The organism is Nesterenkonia aethiopica (assembly GCF_039534665.1).
Lineage (GTDB): Bacteria > Actinomycetota > Actinomycetes > Actinomycetales > Micrococcaceae > Nesterenkonia > Nesterenkonia aethiopica.
Window position 1 is genome coordinate 97,824 of the sequence record NZ_BAAAVT010000009.1, and the last position, 16,448, is coordinate 114,271.

The following is a 16,448-nucleotide window of genomic DNA, read 5'->3' on the forward strand; positions in this document are numbered from 1 at the left end:
CGTCAGGTCTCCCGTGTGACACATGCTACCCCTCCGTGCTGACAGATTCCTCCGGCGGGCTCCGGCGCACGGGGTGCATGATTCCCGGAATATCATCGACAGGCCTGGTCAGCCGCGGTGTTGAGGCCCTGGACGGTGGTTTCCTGCAAGAACTACTGTGGACGGCATGACGCGAGGACATCAGTCCAGCGAAGACATCAGCCCAGCGAGGGGACCCATGACAGAGCAGATCGGCGCCGGTGGAGGTTACCCGGGGAGCCAGAAGTCGCGGATGGATCCGACAGCGCGCCGATGCGTGGGGTGGGCCGTGGCCTGCCTCGTGATCGGTTCCCTGGTGGTGGCCATCTTCCCGCCTGTGCTCATGTGGCTGGCGACGTCGGCCGGGCAGCCCGGCCAGGTCCTGCTCACCGTCGTCGAGCCGGTGGTGGCGATTCTGCGCTGGTCGCTGTTCCCTCTCGGCGCCGCGCTCATCGGGGCCGCCGTCGTCATCCAGTGGCTGGCCACCCGGCTTCGGTTGGAGGTCCGTCAGCGCAGCTGAGGCCCGAGCCGCACGTCACCGGTGAGGGAACAGATCCAGCACAGTCGCCTCCGGCGGGCAGTTGAACCGGATCGGCGCCGTGGCCGAGGTGCCGATGCCGGCGGAGACATGCAGCGGCACCTTTCGCCCGCCGGTGGAGGTGACCGTGGACAGGCCGCTGGCCTGCGTGGTCGGCAGGTCGCAGTTGGTGGTCAGCGCCTGGCCACCCGGCAGGCAGACCTGGCCGCCATGGGTGTGGCCGGCCAGGATCAGGTCCGCGCCCGTGTCGGCGAATCTGCTCAGTATGCGCGAGACCGGAGCGTGGGCCACGCCGATGCGCAGAGCCTTCGACGACGCCACGCCCCGCGGCCAACCGGTGAACTCGTCGCGTCCGATGTGCGGGTCATCCACCCCACTGAACAGCACCGGCACAGTGCCCACGGTCATGGCGTGATGCCGGTTGGTCAGGCTGACCCACCCGGAGGCCCCGAAGCCGGCGAACAGTCGCCTCCAGGGCAGCTCCAGCCGGTCCGGCTCGTGCTCTGACGGCGCCCGCAGGTAGCTCAACGGATTCTTCACCCGCGGACCGTAGTAGTCGTTCGACCCCGACACGTAGACCCCGGGGAATCGGCGCAGCGGCGCCAGGGCCTGAAGCACCTCGTCCACTGCGTCCGGGTGGGAGAGGTTGTCCCCGGTGTTGACCACCAGGTCAGGCTGCAAATCCGCCAGGGCCTGCAGCCAGGCGAACTTCTTCTGCTGGCCCGGCACATAGTGGATGTCGGAGATGTGCAGGATCCGCAGCGGGACCTGCCCCGGGGGCAGAACCTCCAGCTGCTCGAATCGGGTGGTGAACCGGGTCAGACCCACGCGATGTGCGTAGGTCAGCAGGCCGGCCCCGACCACGGCGCCCGCGGCAGCCGCCGCCAGGCCCCACCGGGTGGCGGTGCGCAGGCTGGGCGGAAGGGCCGACGAGCGGCGGGAGGGCAGCCGCGAGGGCAGGGAAGGATCAGGCGTCGACGGGCTCATCGTGAGGAGGAACTTCAGTCGTCGTCCGAGTCGGAGTCATCTCCGTCGTCGTCACTGTCGCTGCCGTCAGCGTCGTCGATGTCCGGGACATCGTCGCTGTCGGAGCTGCCGCCGCCACGCTCGGTGCCGTCGTTCTCCCAGGAGTAGCGGTCGGAGGACTCCGGGTCGTCCCAGGGGGAGTCCTCGGGCTCCGGGAACTCGTCGGTGGAGTAGTTCGGGGCGACCTGGTTCATGTAGTCCAGCCACATGGGCCCGGCGATGATGGAGCCCCACACGTCGTCGAAGAAGACGCCGCCGATGGTCTCGCCGTTCAGGGAGTAGTCCTCACCCACGCCGTTCGGGTTGCCGACCCAGCTGGCCGTGGACAGGCCGCGGGAGAACCCGATGAACCAGGTGGAGGACTCGAAGTTGTTGGTACCGGTCTTCCCAGCCATCGGGAACTGCGGGTCGCCGTCAGCGGTGCGGTCCTCGGCGATGCGGATGAGGGTCTCGTTCAGCTGGGCGACGACCTCTTCGTCGATGACCTGCTCGCAGTCGGCCTCCGGCGTCTCGTAGGTGTTCCCGTTGGTGTCGGTGACTTCGGCGATGGCCCGGGGGCGGCAGTATTCGCCGTCGTTGGCCAGTGTGGCGAAGGCGCTCGCCTGGGTGAGCGGCGAGACCTCCTGGGCGCCGAGCACGAACGACGGGTGGCTCGGGTCCAATCCGCTGCCATCCCGTGCCGAGTGGTATCCGACCCGGTTCATCAGCCCGGTGATGTCGCACAGGTCAAGCTCGTGGGCGGTGGCCACCGTGGCGGTGTTGATCGACCAGTAGAGACCGTAGTCCACCGTCATCTCACGCTTCATGTCGCGGATGGCGTTGTTGATGGGCCAGCGGTCTGTGTTCCTGGCGATGCCGTTGTTCAGGCAGCTGGCCTCCCAGGACTCCAGTGCCGGGTACTCGTCGACGCTCGCGTCGATCTTGTCCCCCATGGAGTTGCCGTCCTCCAGCCAGGCGGCGGCGACGAACGGCTTCAGGGTGGAGCCTCCCTGGAAGCCGCCGCTGCTGCCGTAGTCGAAGTCCGTGTTGTAGTTGACGTTCGTCCCGCCCGTCTGTTCGGTGTCGTACGGCGTGTTCTGGGCCATCGCCTTGACCTCACCGGTGCCCGGCTCGACGGAGACCAGCGCAGCCGCGGCTTCGGAGGGGTCGCCCGCCGGCACAGCGTTCTGCGTCTCCTCTTCAGCAGCCTCCTGGGCATCGGGGTCCAGTGTGGTGGTGATGCGCAGGCCGCCGCGCTCCAGCAGCTGCTCACGGGAGGCGCGGTCCGGGCCGTAGGCGTCGCTGCTCAGGAACAGCTCGACCACGTAGTCGCAGAAATGGTTGGCCATGGAGGCGTTGAAGCAGCCGGCGCTCTCCGGGTTGGGGTCCAGCGACTCCTCGAGATCCACCTCGACGGCGTCCTCGTACTCCTCATGCGTGATGTAGTCATTGCGCAGCATGGCGGAGAGCACGGTGTTGCGACGGTTCTCCGCGGCGTCGGGGTTGACCAGCGGGTTGTAGCCGTTCGGCGACTGCACGATGCCGGCCAACGTGGCGGCCTGGGCGACATCCAGATCCGCTGCGGAGACGCCCCAGTACGCCTGGGCGGCCGCCTCCACGCCGTAGTTCCGCCCACCCAGGAGCACGATGTTCAGGTACCCCTCGAGGATCTCGTCCTTGGTCATCTCCTGCTCGATGGAGACTGACAGCTTCATCTCGCGGAGCTTGTCAGCGTAGGTCTTGGAGCCGGAGATCGTCAGACGGTCCTCGCCGCGGAGGAAGTCCGCATTGATCAGCACGTTGTTCACGTACTGCTGGGTGATGGTGGAGGCGCCCTGCTGGGAGTCCGAGGTGACGTTGTGCACCATCGCACGGCCCAGTCCGCGGGCATCCACACCGCCGTGCTCGTAGAACCGCTCGTCCTCGATGGCGACGATCGCGTCCTGCATCTCCTGAGAGATGTCCTCGATGCCCACCGGCTTGCGGTTCTCCGCGTAGAACTGGGCGATCTCCGTCCCGTCCTCGGCGAGGATGTGGGAGGGCACCGACAGCGGCTCCTCGCGCAGCTCGGCCGGCAGCTGCTCGAGCATCTCAGAGCCGGCCGCCGCAGCGGCACCGCCGGAGGCGGCGAGGGGGAAGATGAGACCCGCGGCCAACACACCGCACAGCGCGCTCACGCCCAGGAAGGACATGATCTTGCCGAGCGTCGTGGCAGTGTCGAAGAGGGGGGATTTACGGGGCGCCATAGGCTCCATGGTAGCGGGCACGGTCAAACCCGTCCCTGGGAGGTTCCTGGAGGATAGGCTGGACGCATGACTTCAGTGACCCAGTGGGAATACGCCACCATTCCGCTCATCATCCACAACACGAAGGCCATCCTGGACCAGTGGGGCGAGGACGGCTGGGAGCTCGTCACCGTGCTGCCCGGCCCGGACGGCAACGCCCCGGTGGCCTACCTGAAGCGGCCGAAGAACGTCTGACCCGCGCATCTGACCGCACGTCTGATCGGAGCCCCATGACTGAGACCAGCCAGACCAGCACCGTGGAGGCCCGCCTGGCGGACCTCGGCCTCACCGTGCCCGAGGTCGTCCCGCCCGTGGCCGCCTACCAGCCGGCCGTCGTCGCCGACGGCGTCGTCTACACCGCCGGCCAGCTCCCGCTGGTGGACGGGATGCTGCCGCTGACCGGCAAGGTGGGCGCCGAGGTCACCGAGGAGCAGGCCTACGACCTCGCGCGGCAGTGCGCACTGAACTGCCTGGCCGCGCTGAAGCACGCGGTGGGAGACCTCGACCGCATCACCCGCATCGCCAAGGTGGGCGGATTCGTGGCCTCCGCACCCAGCTTCACCGGTCAGCCGAAGGTGCTCAACGGCGCCTCCGAGCTGTTCGGGCAGGCCTTCGGAGACCTGGGGCAGCACGCCCGCAGCGCCGTCGGTGTGGCCGTCCTGCCGCTGGACACCCCCGTGGAGGTCGACGTCATCGCGCACTTCCGCTGAGACCGCCTGCCCATACGCGGAGACACCGCACTCACACGCAGAGATCGTCTCTCTGTGAGAGATCGTTCGTCCATTCAGGGGCGATCTCTCACAGAGAGACGATCTTCGGGAGGGCGCCGACGTCGCGCACGTCCGTGGACACGACGCAGCAGACACGACGAAGGGGACCGGATGATTCCGGTCCCCTTCGTCGTGCTCGCCCCTGGGGCAGGCGATGCGTGTGCTGCGGTCAGCGGGAGCGCTGGCGGATCCGCTGGATGTCCAGGATCACGACGGCGCGGGCCTCCAGGCGCAGCCAGCCGCGCTGGACGAACTCGGCGAGCGCCTTGTTCACGGTCTCGCGCGAGGCGCCGACCAGCTGGGCAAGTTCCTCCTGGGTGAGCTCGTGGGCCACCAGCACACCGTCCGGGGCGGGACGGCCGAAGCGGTCCGCCAGGTCCAGCAGAGCCTTGGCCACACGGCCGGGGACGTCGGAGAACACCAGGTCGGCCAGGGACTCGTTGGTGCGGGTCAGGCGCTTGGCCAGAGCCTGCAGCAGCTGCACCGAGACCTCAGGGGTGGAGGTGATGACCTCGCGCAGGCTCTCGTGCTTCAGGCCCGCCAGGCGGGTCTCGGAGACCGCAGTGGCGGTGGCGGTGCGCGGCGCCGGGTTGAACAGCGCCATCTCGCCGAAGATCTCACCGGGGCCGAGCACGGCCAGCAGGTTCTCGCGGCCGTCCGGAGTGGTGCGGCCGAGCTTGATCTTGCCCGAGACGATGAAGTAGAGCTGATCGCCCTGGTCACCCTCGTGGAAGATGGAGCTCCCGCGGGAGAGATCGACCTCGGAGAGCTCCGCGGTCAGTGCGGCGAAGACGTCGTCGTCGACAGTCGCGAACAGAGGCGCGCGACGCAGTACTTCAAGATCCATGGTCTTCCGTTCTTCCTCTCCGAGATGCATGCTGTCTCGCTGGTAAGAAAGTATCAGGTCAGCGGCGAAGTGGGAAACGTCCAGGATAGCCGTGGCGTGCCCCTGGAGCCGCATCCGGGGCGTGTCAGGCGGGTGTGTCATCCTGGTGCCTGCTGTTCAGACCCCTCCCGAGAGGAGCCCTGAGATGGGTGTCACCCTGCTCGACGTGATCCTGGTGCTCGTCCTGCTCGGGTTCCTGATCGCCGGGCTGCGCAAGGGCATCTGGATCACCGTGGGGGGCCTCGCCGGCTTCCTCGTGGGTGCCGTCGCGGCGTTCTTCTCCATCCCGCTGGTGGCCGGATGGGTGCCGGATCCGCTGTGGCGCATCGTCGCCGTCATCGCGACCGCCATCGTCCTGGTCGTCGCCGGGCACGCACTGGGGACCACCGCCGGCGCGGAGGTGCAGCGGATGTTCCGCTCGCCCACCGTCCGGACCTTGGGCTCGCTCGTCGGAGGTGCGCTCAACGTCGTCGTCGCCGTCTTCGTCATCGCCGCGCTGTCGCTCTCTGTGGGCGCGATGGGTTTCCCCCAGGTCAACCAGCACATGCGCCAGTCCAGCGTGCTGCAGGGCATCACCTCGGTGATGCCGGAGCGGGCGGAGGCGTGGATCGCGCAGATCCGCGCGCGCGTCATGGAGTCTGACATCCCGGAGCTCGCCCAGACGCTCGTGCCGGAGAGCGACGAGACCCCGGAGAACGAGGACCTCAGCGACGCGGCCGACCAGGCTTCCCAGTCTGTGGCCAGGATCACCGGTGTGGCGGATCAGTGCGGGCTGAGCCAGTCCGGCTCGGGCTTCGTGGTCTCGCCCACGCGTGTGGTCACCAACGCGCATGTGGTCGCCGGGGTCAACGAGCCCACCGTGGAGCTGCGGGACGGGCAGGTGGCCTCTGCCCGGGTGGTGCACTTCGACGCCGCGGAGGACCTCGCGCTGCTGGCTGTGGACGGCCTGGACGCGGCCCCGCTGGAGATCGGCGACCCGCTGGACGCCGGGGACACCGGATTCGTCATGGGCTATCCCGCCGGCGGGCCGTTCCATGCGGGCACCGCTGTGGTCCAGGCCCGGGACGTCTCCCAGGTCAACAACATCTACGGCAGCTCGCCGTCCTCCCTGGAGATCTATCAGCTCAACGCCGACGTCCGGCAGGGCAACTCGGGCGGGCCGCTCATCGACGCCGACGGCGACGTCGCCGGTGTGGTCTTCGCCCGCGCCATGGAGGGCAGTGCCGTCGGCTTCGCGCTCACCGCCGAGGAGGCCGGGGACGTGCTGACCAGCCCGGACTCCTACACGGAGGCGGTCTCCACCGGGCAGTGCGTGGAGCGCTGAGCCTGTTTCCTCCGCCTCTGCGGGGCGGCGGCCAGGATGGCTCCGGCATCGGCTCCCGGGATGACGACCGGGGGTGACGACCGGGGCGAACAGCGAGGCGATCAGCTGCGCAGCGTGTCCGCCAGCAGCTCGATCGCGAAGCGGTAGCCGGCCACCCCAGCGCCGGCGATGACGGCCTGGGCCAGCGGGGAGACGAAAGAGTGCCGGCGGAACTCCTCGCGGGAGTGCACGTTCGACAGGTGCACCTCCACCACCGGCAGGGCCACGGCCCGCAGCGCGTCGGCGATCGCCACGGAGGTATGGGTGTAGGCCGCCGGGTTGATCACGATGCCCGCCGCCGTGCCCCGTGCGGCCTGGATCGCATCCACGAGCTCCCCCTCGTGGTTGGACTGGACCACGTCGACGGCGAAGCCCTGTCGTGCGGCGGTGCTGCGGCACAGCTCGTGGATGTCCTCCAGGGTCTCGGAGCCGTAGATCCCCGGCTCCCGGGTGCCCAGCAGGTTCAGGTTCGGCCCGTTGACGATCAGCAGCCGGCCGGTGCCGGAGGCGCCGTGCTCGGAGGGGGTGCTGGTCTCTGCACTCATCGGTGCTCCTCTGCGGTGGTGCGCGGGTGGTCTGCGGCCGCCGACGTCGTGATCGGTCCGCCGGTGATCAGCCTATCCGCCCCGGCGGCCCCTGCGGCGAGTCGGCCCCGGGGTGCACCGTGGTCACCTGTCTCGCCGGTGACGACGGCTGGGCGCCTCAGCTGGCCGGCACGCGGGTCGACGCCTCCGCACTGCTCGGTGCCCGGGAGAGGGTGGCTCGCGGCGGCTGAGCGGGACGCTTGAGCAGGCCGCCTGAGCGGATACGACGGCGCCCACCGGCCCCATGCGGGGCAGGTGGGCGCCGTCGATCAGACCGACCGGTCGTCCGGGTCAGGCGTCCGCCCCGTGCTTGGCGCGCATGTCCTCAGCGATCTGCTGCATCACCGAGGGGTCTGCCAGGGTGGAGGCGTCACCGGCCTCGCGGCCCTCGGCGACGTCCTTGAGCAGTCGGCGCATGATCTTCCCGGAGCGGGTCTTCGGCAGCTCCGGGACCACCAGCACGTTGCGCGGCTTGGCGATCGGGCCGATCTCCTGGCCCACATGGGCGCGGAGCTCCTGCTCCTTCTGCGCGGGATCGCCGCCCTCGGCGTCTCCGCGCAGGATCACGAAGGCGACCACCGCCTCACCCGTGGTGGCGTCCTTCGCCCCGACGACGGCGGCCTCGGCCACAGCCTCGTGGGAGACGAGGGCGGACTCGATCTCCGTGGTGGAGAGCCGGTGTCCGGAGACGTTCATGACGTCGTCGACGCGGCCCATCAGCCAGATGTCGCCGTCGTCGTCGGTGCGGGCGCCGTCGCCGGCGAAGTACACGTCCCCGAATCGCGCCCAGTAGGTCTCCTGATACCGCTCTGGGTTCTTCCAGATGCCGCGCAGCATGGAGGGCCACGGCTCCTTGATGACCAGCAGACCCGCCTCGCCCGTGTCCAGCGGGGTGCCCATCTCGTCCACCACGCCGATCTCCACGCCGGGGACCGCGGTCTGGGCGGATCCGGGCTTGGTGGCGGTGACCCCCGGGAGCGGGGCGATCATGTGGGCCCCGGTCTCGGTCTGCCACCAGGTGTCCACGATGGGCGCGGGGTGCTCCTTGGACGGGTTGCCCGGCCCGTTGTTCGCGCCGATGACCTCCCGGTACCACATCCAGGCCTCCGGGTTGATGGCCTCGCCGACGGTGCCGAGCACGCGCAGGCTGGAGAGGTCGTACTGGTCGGGGATCTCGCGGCCCCACTTCATGCAGGTCCGGATCAGCGTGGGGGCCGTGTAGAACTGCGTGACCCGGTACTTCTGGACGATCTCCCACAGCCGGCCCTTGTGCGGGGAGTCCGGGGTGCCTTCGTAGACCACCTGGGTGGCGCCGTTCACGAGCGGGCCGTAGACGATGTAGGAGTGCCCGGTGACCCAGCCGACGTCGGCGGTGCACCAGTAGACGTCCTGCTCCGGCTTCAGGTCGAAGCTGTCCCGGTGGGTGACCGCGCACTGGGTCAGGTAGCCGCCGGTGGTGTGCAGGATGCCCTTGGGCTTCCCGGTGGTCCCCGAGGTGTAGAGGATGAACAGCGGGTGCTCGGAGTCGTGCGGCACGTAGCTGTGCTCCGTGGACTGCTGCGGCACCAGGTCATGCCACCAGGTGTCGATGTCGTGGACCGGGACGTCCTCCCCGTTGCGCCGGACCACCACCACGTGCTCCACGCTGTGGCCCGGGGCGGAGAGCGCCTCGTCCACGGCGGGCTTCAGCGGGGAGGGCTTGCCGCGGCGGTAGGAGCCGTCCGCGGTGACCACCAGCTTGGCCTCGGCGTCGTCGATGCGCGAGCGCAGCGCATCCGAGGAGAAGCCGCCGAAGACCACCGAGTGGATGGCGCCGATGCGGGCGCAGGCCAGCATGGTCACGATGGTCTCGGGGATCATCGGCATGTAGATCGCCACACGGTCGCCCTTGGCCAGGCCGAGCGACTCGAAGGCGTTGGCGGCGCGGGCGACGTCGTCCTTCAGCTCCGCGTAGGTGATGCTGCGGGAGTCGCCGGGCTCGCCCTCGAAGTGGATGGCCACCCGGTCCCCGCGGCCGGCCTCCACGTGGCGGTCCACGGCGTTGTAGGCGGCGTTGACCTCACCGCCGACGAACCACTTCGCGAAGGGAGCCTCGGACCAGTCGAGGGTCTCGGTGAAGTCGGTGTCCCAGCTCAGCACGGAGCGGGCCTGGTCCGCCCAGTAGCCGAGGCGGTCCGCGGCGGCCTTGTCATAGCGGTCCGCCGTCGCGACGGCGTGCGCGGCGAACTCCTCGCTGGGCGGGAACGCCCGAGTCTCCTTGAGCATGCTGTCCAGCTGGTTGTCTGCCGGGGGAGTGGGGGTCATGCGCTGTCCTCCTTGGGTGCTCCAGGTGCGCCGCAGTGCACCCGTCCCCCGCCCGGTGACCCCCGGGTCGGTCGGTGCGCGCGACGCCGTCCGACACCTTGCTGTGTCGCCGATCACAATACCGCGCGGGGCGTGCCCAAAGCGAGGTGCGCACTGCAACGTGACGCACGCCATAGCTCGCTGACCTGGTATTTTCCGTGAGCGGTCATGACGAACGGTAGGTATTCTGCGACGAACGGTTCTCCCGGTGGGGGTCCGGCGGCGGCGACGTCGCCCGTAGAATGACCACGATGATGCGCGAGGAGACCCCGCTGGCGACCACTCGCCGGGTGCGGAAGATCAACAGGGTGCTGGCCGAGACGTACCCCTATGCCGTGGCCGAGCTCGACTTCGAGAACCCCTTCGAGCTGCTGGTGGCCACCGTGCTCTCCGCCCAGACCACAGACGTGCGCGTCAACCAGGTGACGCCCTCGCTGTTCGCCCGCTTCCCCGACGCCCATGCCATGGCGGTGGCCGACGAGCGCGAGCTCTCCGAACTGATCCGGCCCACCGGGTTCTACAAGTCCAAGACCCGAGCCCTGCTCGGCCTCTCCCAAGCACTGGTCGACGAGCACGACGGCGAGGTCCCCGGCCGCCTTGAGGATCTGGTGAAGCTGCCGGGGGTGGGGCGCAAGACCGCCTTCGTGGTGCTGGGCAACGCCTTCGGCGAGCCCGGGCTGACGGTGGACACCCACTTCGGGCGGCTCGCCCGTCGGCTCGGCATGACCGAGCAGGAGGACCCGGTGAAGGTGGAGCGCGACGTCGCCGCCCTCTTCGAGCCCAAGGACTGGACGATGCTGTCCCACCGGCTGATCTTCCACGGACGCCGGGTCTGCCATTCCCGCCGACCGGCCTGCGGCGCCTGCCCGATCGCCCGCTGGTGCCCCTCCTACGGCGTCGGCGAGGTGGAGCCCCAGGCGGCGCGCGAGCTGCTCAAGTACGAGCTCGCTCCGGGTCGGGAGGAGCTGCTGGAGAAGATGCGGGCCGGGTGGAGCCGCCGCAGGCTCCGCGAGGAAGGCTACTCGCTCAGTGCCTGAGCCGCAGAGGGGAGACGTCCGCCGAGATGGGCGCCGAGACCAGCAGGGGACGGCCGCCCGGTATCGGGTGGCCGAGGACCTGACGCGCCTGGTCGCCGAGGCGGCGGACTACAGCGCGAACCATCCGGAGGCCGCTGAGCTGGGCGGCTGGTGGTGGACCCCGGAGCCGGTTCTCGAACCGCCTGCCGAGCCCGCCATGCGCGTCGGCGAAGGCCGAGAGGCTGCGGTGCTCGCCCTGTTCTGCCTCGAACCGCACTCCGGCGACGGCGTCCCGGACGTGCCGGGGGTCGTCGAGGCTCCCTACCTCCTGGTGACGGAACGCTCCCGGGGACTCGCGAAGCACCCGGGACAGGTGGCATTTCCCGGTGGCGCGCTCGAGGCCTTCGACCATGGCCCAGGGGCTGCTGCGCTGCGCGAGGCCCACGAGGAGATCGGACTGGACCCTGCGCGGGTCGGGGTGATCGGGCTGCTTCCTCCGGCGCCCGTACCGATCAGCGGCTTCATGGTCACCCCGGTGGTCGGGGTGACCGAGGATCCGGGTCTGCTGACTCCGCAGGCTGGGGAGGTGGAGGCTGTGATCCGGGTGCCGGTTCGCCGGCTCGTGGACCCTGCGAACCGGACCACCTCGGTGATCCGTCGCCACGGCACCACGCATCGGGCGCCGGCGTTCGTGGTGGACGGCACGCTGATCTGGGGTTTCACGGGGATCCTGCTGGACCGCATCCTCAGCAGGCTCGGCTGGGAGGAGCCCTGGGACCAGGAGGCCAGTGTGGACCCGCGGGAGTACCAGCCGCTGTTCTGATCGGCCTGCGCGGACCCTGGGGCGCTGATCCGCTGCGGGGAGCGTTCCTCCACAGGCTCCGTGACACGCCGACCTCTCCACAGGGCCGCCCCGGGCCCTGGGCGTCTGCCGTGCCGCCCGAGATGCTGGGGCCATGCCGCTGCTCAGGTCCGATCGTCCCCGTCCCTCCGTTCCGCCGGTCGGCGCCGAGACGGAGGATCCCTCGCTGCTGCTGGTCACCGACGAACCGGCCCTCTGCGACGACGTGGCCCTGCTGGCCGCGGTCGTCGGCGCCCGCCTGGAGACCTGCTCCACCTGGCAGGAGGCGCCCAACCGCCAGTGGGCGGCGGTGCTGTGCGGACCGGACGCCCCGCCGCCGGAGAGCAGACGCGAAGAGGTTCTGCTCGTCATCGGCGAAGGAAGCTGTGCAGACTCTTGGGCCCTGGCCGCTGAGCATCCCCCTCTGCGGCCTGTGCCCCTGCCGGCCGGGGAGCAGTGGCTCGTCGACCATCTGGCCGCCCAGGTCATGGACCGACTGCCCGGGCGCGTGGTGACCGTGCTGGGTGCCCTGGGCGGCGTCGGATCCTCCACGGTCGCCTATCTGACGGCCGCCGAGGCGGCTGCCCGCGGGATGGGAGTGCTGCTGCTGGACGCCGACGCCGGGGCCGGCAGCGGGCTGCGTGCCCTGCGGGAGCAGGCCCGACGCGCCGGAGTGCTCACCGGGGCGTCGAGCGCCCTGGACTGGGAGGAGCTCGATGCGCTCGACGGTCCCCTTTCGGCGGCCCAGCTCACCGCTGCGCTCGCCGAGGTGGACGGGATCTCGCTGCTCACCGGGGAGGCCTCCGAGGATGACGCCGGTCCCCGAGCCTTGGCGGCGGTGGTCACCGCCGCTCGGCGTGCCGTGGACCTGGTGGTGGTCGACGCCGCGCGACGCCCGGGCGTGCTGGAGGCCCTCGGGGGAGCGCCGGAGGCGGGACTGCTGGTGACCGAGCCCTCCGCACGCGGCGCGGCGGCCGTCGCGGAGATGCCGCTGCGCGGCCATGACGTGGACTGGTCCCTGGTGATCAACGGCGCCGCCCGCGGAGGGATCACGGCCGCGGAGCTGACCCGTCGTCTGGGGATCCCGGTGGCCGCCGAGCTCGCCGAGCAGCGGTGGCTGCGGCGGGCAGAAGAGTTCGGGGAGGCCTACGAGGTGCTGCGCAGCCGACGGGGCGCGTCCTTCGCGCAGGCGCTGTTGGAGGCTGTCGGTGTGGGGACCCAGGGGCCTGACGCCGTCGTCCGGAGGATGGGCGGAGGTGGCCGGGATGCCTGATAGGAGCCATCGACCGCCGCTGGCCATCGGATCGCGGTCAGGAGGCTCCAGGGCCGGGGACGCGCGACGCCAGGGGCCGCCGCGGGACGGTGGCCTGGAGGAACTGCAGGGCCGGCTCCGCGAGGAGCTCACGGCGGGCACCGAGCCGCTGACCGCGGCCCGGATCGCTGAGGCGGTGCGGGACTCCGGGGTCGCCCTGGGCGCTGAGACCACGCGTCGCCTGGTGGGATCCCTGCGGGACGAACTGGTCGGGATGGGGCCGCTGCAGCGTTTCGTGGACAGTCCCGGAGTCACCGACGTGCTGGTGGACGGCCGGCGGCGCGTCTGGGTCGACGGAGTCGAGGGGCTCGCCGACACCGGCGTGCGGCTCGACTCGGAGGAGCAGGCACGGGGCTTGGCGCGGCGGCTCATCTCCCTCTCCGGCGGGCGGTTGGACGAGGGCCACCCCTGCGCCGACGGTCGCCTGGGACCCTGCCGCATCCATGCCGTGATCCCGCCGGTGGCGGTCGAGGGGACGCTGATCTCCGTGCGGATCTCCCGCGCGGCGCAGGCCGGTCTCGATGACCTCGCCCGGCAGTGGCACGGACCGCGGATCTGGCTGGAGCTCATCCGGGGCATCGTCGGCGCCCGGCTGAACGTGCTGATTTCCGGGGCCACCGGCTCCGGAAAGACGAGCCTGCTGGCCGCCATGCTCGGTGAGGCTCCCCCACAGGAGAGGATCCTCATCGTCGAGGACACCGCCGAGATGGTCCCGGACCACCCGCACGTCGTCCATCTGCAGGGTCGGGCCGGCAACGTGGAGGGCGCCGGACGCATCGAGATGGGCGACCTGGTCCGCCAGACGCTGCGGATGCGGCCCGATCGGCTCATCGTCGGTGAATGTCGCGGCGCGGAGCTGCGCGACTTTCTGGCTGCCATGAACACCGGGCACCACGGGGCAGCCGGCACGGTGCACGCCAACTCCCCCGACGCCGTCCCGGCTCGGCTGGCCGCCATGGGCGCGCTGGCGGGCATGCCTCCGGAGGCGGTGGCGCTGCAGGTGGCGGCCGCCCTGGATGTGGTCGTCCATGTCGAGCGGCGCGGAGGCCGGCGGATGCCCGTGGCGGCCTCCGTGGTGCGGCAGCGGCAGGGTCGCCTGCACATGGAGCCCGCCCTCAGCATGGAAGGCCCTCTGCCGGGAGCCGGTGAGGTGAGGCGGGGGCCGGCCTGGGAGGAGCTCGCTGCGCGCAGCGGAGCCGCGGAAAGCCTTCACGGGACAAGGCAGCCCCGGTCGTACGACGCGTCGCAGGGGTCGAGATGATCGATGCCGTCCTGCTGGTCTCTGCGGGGACGCTCGCGGCCGGAACCGTCCTGCTGCTCCTGCCGGGGGCCGCCGCGCCGGAGATCGTCGGAGAGGCCGCCGGGCCGATGCCGGGCCCGATCAGACGGGTGCGCGGACTCCTCGACGGCGTCCGGGGGCGGCTCACCGGACGGGCGCGGGGTGCAGACGTGGTCCGAGAGTCCGCGATGCTGCTCAGGCAGCTCGCCGCCCTGCTGCAGTCGGGACGCGGGCCTGGCCGGGTCTGGGACGATCTGGCCCGGAGATGGGCGATGGCCGATCGGGGAAGTTCCTCGGGACCGGCGGCCGGGGTGGCGACCCGCGGCGCGCACCCCCTGGCTCAGGTGTGCGCCCGGGCCGCGGCCGCCGACCGCATGGGCAGGGGTGCCGCAGACGGACTCGAACGATTCGCCGGCGAACTGCAGGCCCGGCTCACGCACGGGAGGGCCGCCGGGACGGGGTCTGCGCGAGGTTCCCATTCAGCGGGGCCCCGCCGGTGGGGACGGACAGGCGGGCGGCGAGGTCCGGTCCGATCCTGGGTCACCGGCTCGCGGCGTGAAGACCAGAGGCTGCTCGACGTCGTCGGCCGTCTTGCCGGGCTGCTGAGGCTCTCCGAGGAGACCGGAGCTCCACTGTCCCGCCTGGTGGAGGAGCTGGCCGCCACTCTCGACGACGACGGCGAGGCCGCCGCGGCGATAGCCTCCGCCGCGGCCGGGCCGCGTCTGACCCAGCGGGTCCTCGCGGGGCTGCCGCTGGGCGGCGTCCTGGTCGGCCAGCTCATCGGTGCGGATGCGGTCGCGGTGCTGGTGGGCAGCGCCCTGGGGATCGCCTGCCTCGTGGCGGGGGCTGTTCTGATGGTGCTCGGGATGCTGTGGAGCCGACGGATGATCCAGGCGGTGGAGAGCCATGCATGAGCTGCTGACGACGGCCCCGAGCATCCTCCTGGCAGCGGCTGCGGCGTTGTTGATGGTCCCTCCGGCCCCGCGCCTGCCCGATGCGGGTCCGGGGCGGGAGCCGGGACCGTCGCGGATCGCTGCCGGCATCACCGCTGAAGGCCCAGCGGTGGAGGAGCTGCGGACTGCCCCGGATGCCGCGATGCTGCTGGATCTGACCGCCGCGCTGCTGACCTCTGGGGTCGGTGTCGAGGCCGCCCTGGACCGGCTGGCCCGGACAGTTCCCGGGGCGGAGCCGCTCGCGACGGTCCACCGCGCCCTGGTGGCGGGTGCCGGATGGGAGGAGGCATGGTCCGGACAGGGCCGGGAGCTGGCGGAGCTCGGTGCGCAGCTCTCCTTCGCCCACGCCACCGGAGCTCCCACGGCTGAGCTGCTGCAGGCCGGGGCGCAGCAGCTGCGGCGGCGACGTCGTCATGAGGCCCAGCGACGCGCCGAGGAGCTCGGAGTGAAGATGGTGATGCCGCTGGGGGCCTGCTTTCTGCCCGCGTTCATTCTGCTCGGCGTGGTGCCGGTGCTGCTCGGGCTGCTGCCGCAGGTGTTCAGCCTGTGAGTGCCCAGATCCGGCCGGTGGGCGAACCGGGGCGGGCGGCCCCGGGGCGAGCGGTCAGCCGCCCCTCGGCAGCCGGGCGAGCGTCTCATGCCGCGGTCCGCCGCCCGGGCCAGCCCCGAGCTCGGAGAGCATCAGCTGTGCCTCGTCCACGCTCCAGGGCGGACCCTCATAGACGGCCAGGGCCTCGGCCAGCCGATGCAGCTGCTCGGCGGCGTCGGCTCCCGGTCCGCGGTGCCGCCCTCTGCCGTTCCCCGCACGACCCCGGGCTCGGGCCAGGGTGAGGTGCGCTCGTCGCCGCTCCGGGCGCTCCACGGTGGAACCTGCCGCTCGACCGGCGCGCTCGCAGGCCGCCATGAGGTCCGTCAGGGGGCCGTTGCGGCGGCTGTGGGCGGCAGGCGCCAGGTCCTGGACGCCGGCCCACAGCGTCCGGGAGGAGAACACGCCTGCCCCGCGCAGCCGAAGCTCCAGGGGAGGACACTCCTCCATCACGACGCCGAGCGCGTCCCGGAGCTCCTCCACCGCACCAGCCGGGCGCTCTCCGAAGAAGGCCACGGTGATGTGGCGCAGCTCCTCCGGCACCCAGCGCAGCGCGGGGGGACCGTGTCCGGTCTCCAGGGGAACCAGGGCCCGCACCGATTCCAGGGCGTTGTCCAGATGGTCCAGCACCTCCGGCGGCGGGGTCAGCGACACGAAGAGCCTCATGAG

At 71.0% G+C, this 16,448-nt stretch carries 16 protein-coding genes; 10 read left to right on the forward strand and 6 right to left on the reverse strand.

Going from position 1 to position 16,448, the window contains the following annotated elements; genetic code table 11:
• The first annotated feature begins 217 nt into the window (after positions 1–217).
• On the forward strand, positions 218–538 hold the full coding sequence (locus ABD658_RS08380) for a hypothetical protein (protein ID WP_344685817.1): 321 nt from the start codon (positions 218–220) through the stop codon (positions 536–538).
• Between the two features lie 15 nt (positions 539–553).
• Here ABD658_RS08380 and ABD658_RS08385 read toward each other — a convergent pair whose 3' ends face one another.
• A complete protein-coding gene (locus tag ABD658_RS08385) occupies positions 554–1,543 on the reverse strand; it encodes a metallophosphoesterase (protein ID WP_344685815.1) in 990 nt (329 codons plus the stop codon).
• A gap of 14 nt (positions 1,544–1,557) precedes the next feature.
• On the reverse strand, positions 1,558–3,807 hold the full coding sequence (locus ABD658_RS08390) for a transglycosylase domain-containing protein (protein WP_344685813.1): 2,250 nt from the start codon (positions 3,805–3,807) through the stop codon (positions 1,558–1,560).
• 66 nt (positions 3,808–3,873) lie between these two features.
• Between ABD658_RS08390 and sp36 the strand changes: the two genes are divergently transcribed.
• Both sp36 and ABD658_RS08400 read left to right on the forward strand, forming a co-directional pair.
• Complete coding sequence (sp36, locus tag ABD658_RS08395; RefSeq protein ID WP_170922583.1) at positions 3,874–4,041, forward strand: Sp36 family protein; 168 nt, start codon at positions 3,874–3,876, stop codon at positions 4,039–4,041.
• A 35-nt stretch (positions 4,042–4,076) separates the two neighbouring features.
• On the forward strand, positions 4,077–4,556 hold the full coding sequence (locus ABD658_RS08400; RefSeq protein WP_344685811.1) for a RidA family protein: 480 nt from the start codon (positions 4,077–4,079) through the stop codon (positions 4,554–4,556).
• Between the two features lie 229 nt (positions 4,557–4,785).
• Here ABD658_RS08400 and ABD658_RS08405 read toward each other — a convergent pair whose 3' ends face one another.
• Entirely contained in the window at positions 4,786–5,463 is a 678-nt protein-coding gene (locus ABD658_RS08405) for a Crp/Fnr family transcriptional regulator (protein ID WP_070160133.1), read from the reverse strand.
• Between the two features lie 184 nt (positions 5,464–5,647).
• On the opposite strand from ABD658_RS08405, the gene ABD658_RS08410 reads away from it, so the two are divergent.
• On the forward strand, positions 5,648–6,826 hold the full coding sequence (locus ABD658_RS08410; protein WP_344685808.1) for a MarP family serine protease: 1,179 nt from the start codon (positions 5,648–5,650) through the stop codon (positions 6,824–6,826).
• 101 nt (positions 6,827–6,927) lie between these two features.
• On the opposite strand, the gene aroQ is transcribed toward ABD658_RS08410, so the two are convergent.
• Both aroQ and acs read right to left on the reverse strand, forming a co-directional pair.
• On the reverse strand, positions 6,928–7,410 hold the full coding sequence (gene aroQ / locus ABD658_RS08415) for a type II 3-dehydroquinate dehydratase (protein WP_344685806.1): 483 nt from the start codon (positions 7,408–7,410) through the stop codon (positions 6,928–6,930).
• 330 nt (positions 7,411–7,740) lie between these two features.
• Positions 7,741–9,753: an acetate--CoA ligase gene (gene acs, locus ABD658_RS08420; RefSeq protein ID WP_344685803.1), complete on the reverse strand. Its 2,013-nt coding sequence runs from the start codon at positions 9,751–9,753 to the stop codon at positions 7,741–7,743.
• 281 nt (positions 9,754–10,034) lie between these two features.
• Between acs and nth the strand changes: the two genes are divergently transcribed.
• From nth to ABD658_RS08450, 6 genes are all read left to right on the forward strand, one after another.
• Entirely contained in the window at positions 10,035–10,829 is a 795-nt protein-coding gene (nth, locus tag ABD658_RS08425; protein WP_344744277.1) for an endonuclease III, read from the forward strand.
• Positions 10,822–11,631, forward strand: coding sequence for an NUDIX hydrolase (locus tag ABD658_RS08430; protein WP_344685799.1), 810 nt, complete (start codon positions 10,822–10,824; stop codon positions 11,629–11,631). Before nth ends, ABD658_RS08430 begins: the two co-directional genes overlap by 8 nt.
• A gap of 133 nt (positions 11,632–11,764) precedes the next feature.
• A complete protein-coding gene (locus tag ABD658_RS08435; RefSeq protein ID WP_344685796.1) occupies positions 11,765–12,922 on the forward strand; it encodes a CpaE-like family protein in 1,158 nt (385 codons plus the stop codon).
• Entirely contained in the window at positions 12,915–14,222 is a 1,308-nt protein-coding gene (locus tag ABD658_RS08440) for a TadA family conjugal transfer-associated ATPase (protein ID WP_344685794.1), read from the forward strand. The genes ABD658_RS08435 and ABD658_RS08440 overlap by 8 nt, the downstream gene beginning before the upstream one ends.
• Positions 14,219–15,154, forward strand: coding sequence for a type II secretion system F family protein (locus tag ABD658_RS08445; RefSeq protein WP_344685792.1), 936 nt, complete (start codon positions 14,219–14,221; stop codon positions 15,152–15,154). Before ABD658_RS08440 ends, ABD658_RS08445 begins: the two co-directional genes overlap by 4 nt.
• Positions 15,147–15,743, forward strand: coding sequence for a type II secretion system F family protein (locus ABD658_RS08450; protein WP_344685790.1), 597 nt, complete (start codon positions 15,147–15,149; stop codon positions 15,741–15,743). The genes ABD658_RS08445 and ABD658_RS08450 overlap by 8 nt, the downstream gene beginning before the upstream one ends.
• A gap of 54 nt (positions 15,744–15,797) precedes the next feature.
• Here the strand turns inward: ABD658_RS08450 and thpR are convergent, their stop codons facing one another.
• A complete protein-coding gene (thpR, locus tag ABD658_RS08455) occupies positions 15,798–16,445 on the reverse strand; it encodes an RNA 2',3'-cyclic phosphodiesterase (protein ID WP_344685788.1) in 648 nt (215 codons plus the stop codon).
• Between the last annotated feature and the right edge of the window lie 3 nt (positions 16,446–16,448).

Excerpts from the sequence above, each read along its gene's own strand:
- ABD658_RS08440 (WP_344685794.1), top strand. The coding sequence starts at position 12,915 with ATGCCTGATAGGAGCCATCGACCGCCGCTGGCCATCGGATCGCGGTCA.
- nth (WP_344744277.1), top strand. The coding sequence starts at position 10,035 with ATGACCACGATGATGCGCGAGGAGACCCCGCTGGCGACCACTCGCCGG.
- ABD658_RS08410 (WP_344685808.1), top strand. The coding sequence starts at position 5,648 with ATGGGTGTCACCCTGCTCGACGTGATCCTGGTGCTCGTCCTGCTCGGG.
- ABD658_RS08400 (WP_344685811.1), top strand. The coding sequence starts at position 4,077 with ATGACTGAGACCAGCCAGACCAGCACCGTGGAGGCCCGCCTGGCGGAC.
- ABD658_RS08445 (WP_344685792.1), top strand. The coding sequence starts at position 14,219 with ATGATCGATGCCGTCCTGCTGGTCTCTGCGGGGACGCTCGCGGCCGGA.
- thpR (WP_344685788.1), bottom strand. The coding sequence starts at position 16,445 with ATGAGGCTCTTCGTGTCGCTGACCCCGCCGCCGGAGGTGCTGGACCAT.
- ABD658_RS08380 (WP_344685817.1), top strand. The coding sequence starts at position 218 with ATGACAGAGCAGATCGGCGCCGGTGGAGGTTACCCGGGGAGCCAGAAG.
- sp36 (WP_170922583.1), top strand. The coding sequence starts at position 3,874 with ATGACTTCAGTGACCCAGTGGGAATACGCCACCATTCCGCTCATCATC.
- ABD658_RS08405 (WP_070160133.1), bottom strand. The coding sequence starts at position 5,463 with ATGGATCTTGAAGTACTGCGTCGCGCGCCTCTGTTCGCGACTGTCGAC.
- ABD658_RS08435 (WP_344685796.1), top strand. The coding sequence starts at position 11,765 with ATGCCGCTGCTCAGGTCCGATCGTCCCCGTCCCTCCGTTCCGCCGGTC.
- ABD658_RS08390 (WP_344685813.1), bottom strand. The coding sequence starts at position 3,807 with ATGGCGCCCCGTAAATCCCCCCTCTTCGACACTGCCACGACGCTCGGC.
- aroQ (WP_344685806.1), bottom strand. The coding sequence starts at position 7,410 with ATGAGTGCAGAGACCAGCACCCCCTCCGAGCACGGCGCCTCCGGCACC.
- ABD658_RS08450 (WP_344685790.1), top strand. The coding sequence starts at position 15,147 with ATGCATGAGCTGCTGACGACGGCCCCGAGCATCCTCCTGGCAGCGGCT.
- ABD658_RS08385 (WP_344685815.1), bottom strand. The coding sequence starts at position 1,543 with ATGAGCCCGTCGACGCCTGATCCTTCCCTGCCCTCGCGGCTGCCCTCC.
- acs (WP_344685803.1), bottom strand. The coding sequence starts at position 9,753 with ATGACCCCCACTCCCCCGGCAGACAACCAGCTGGACAGCATGCTCAAG.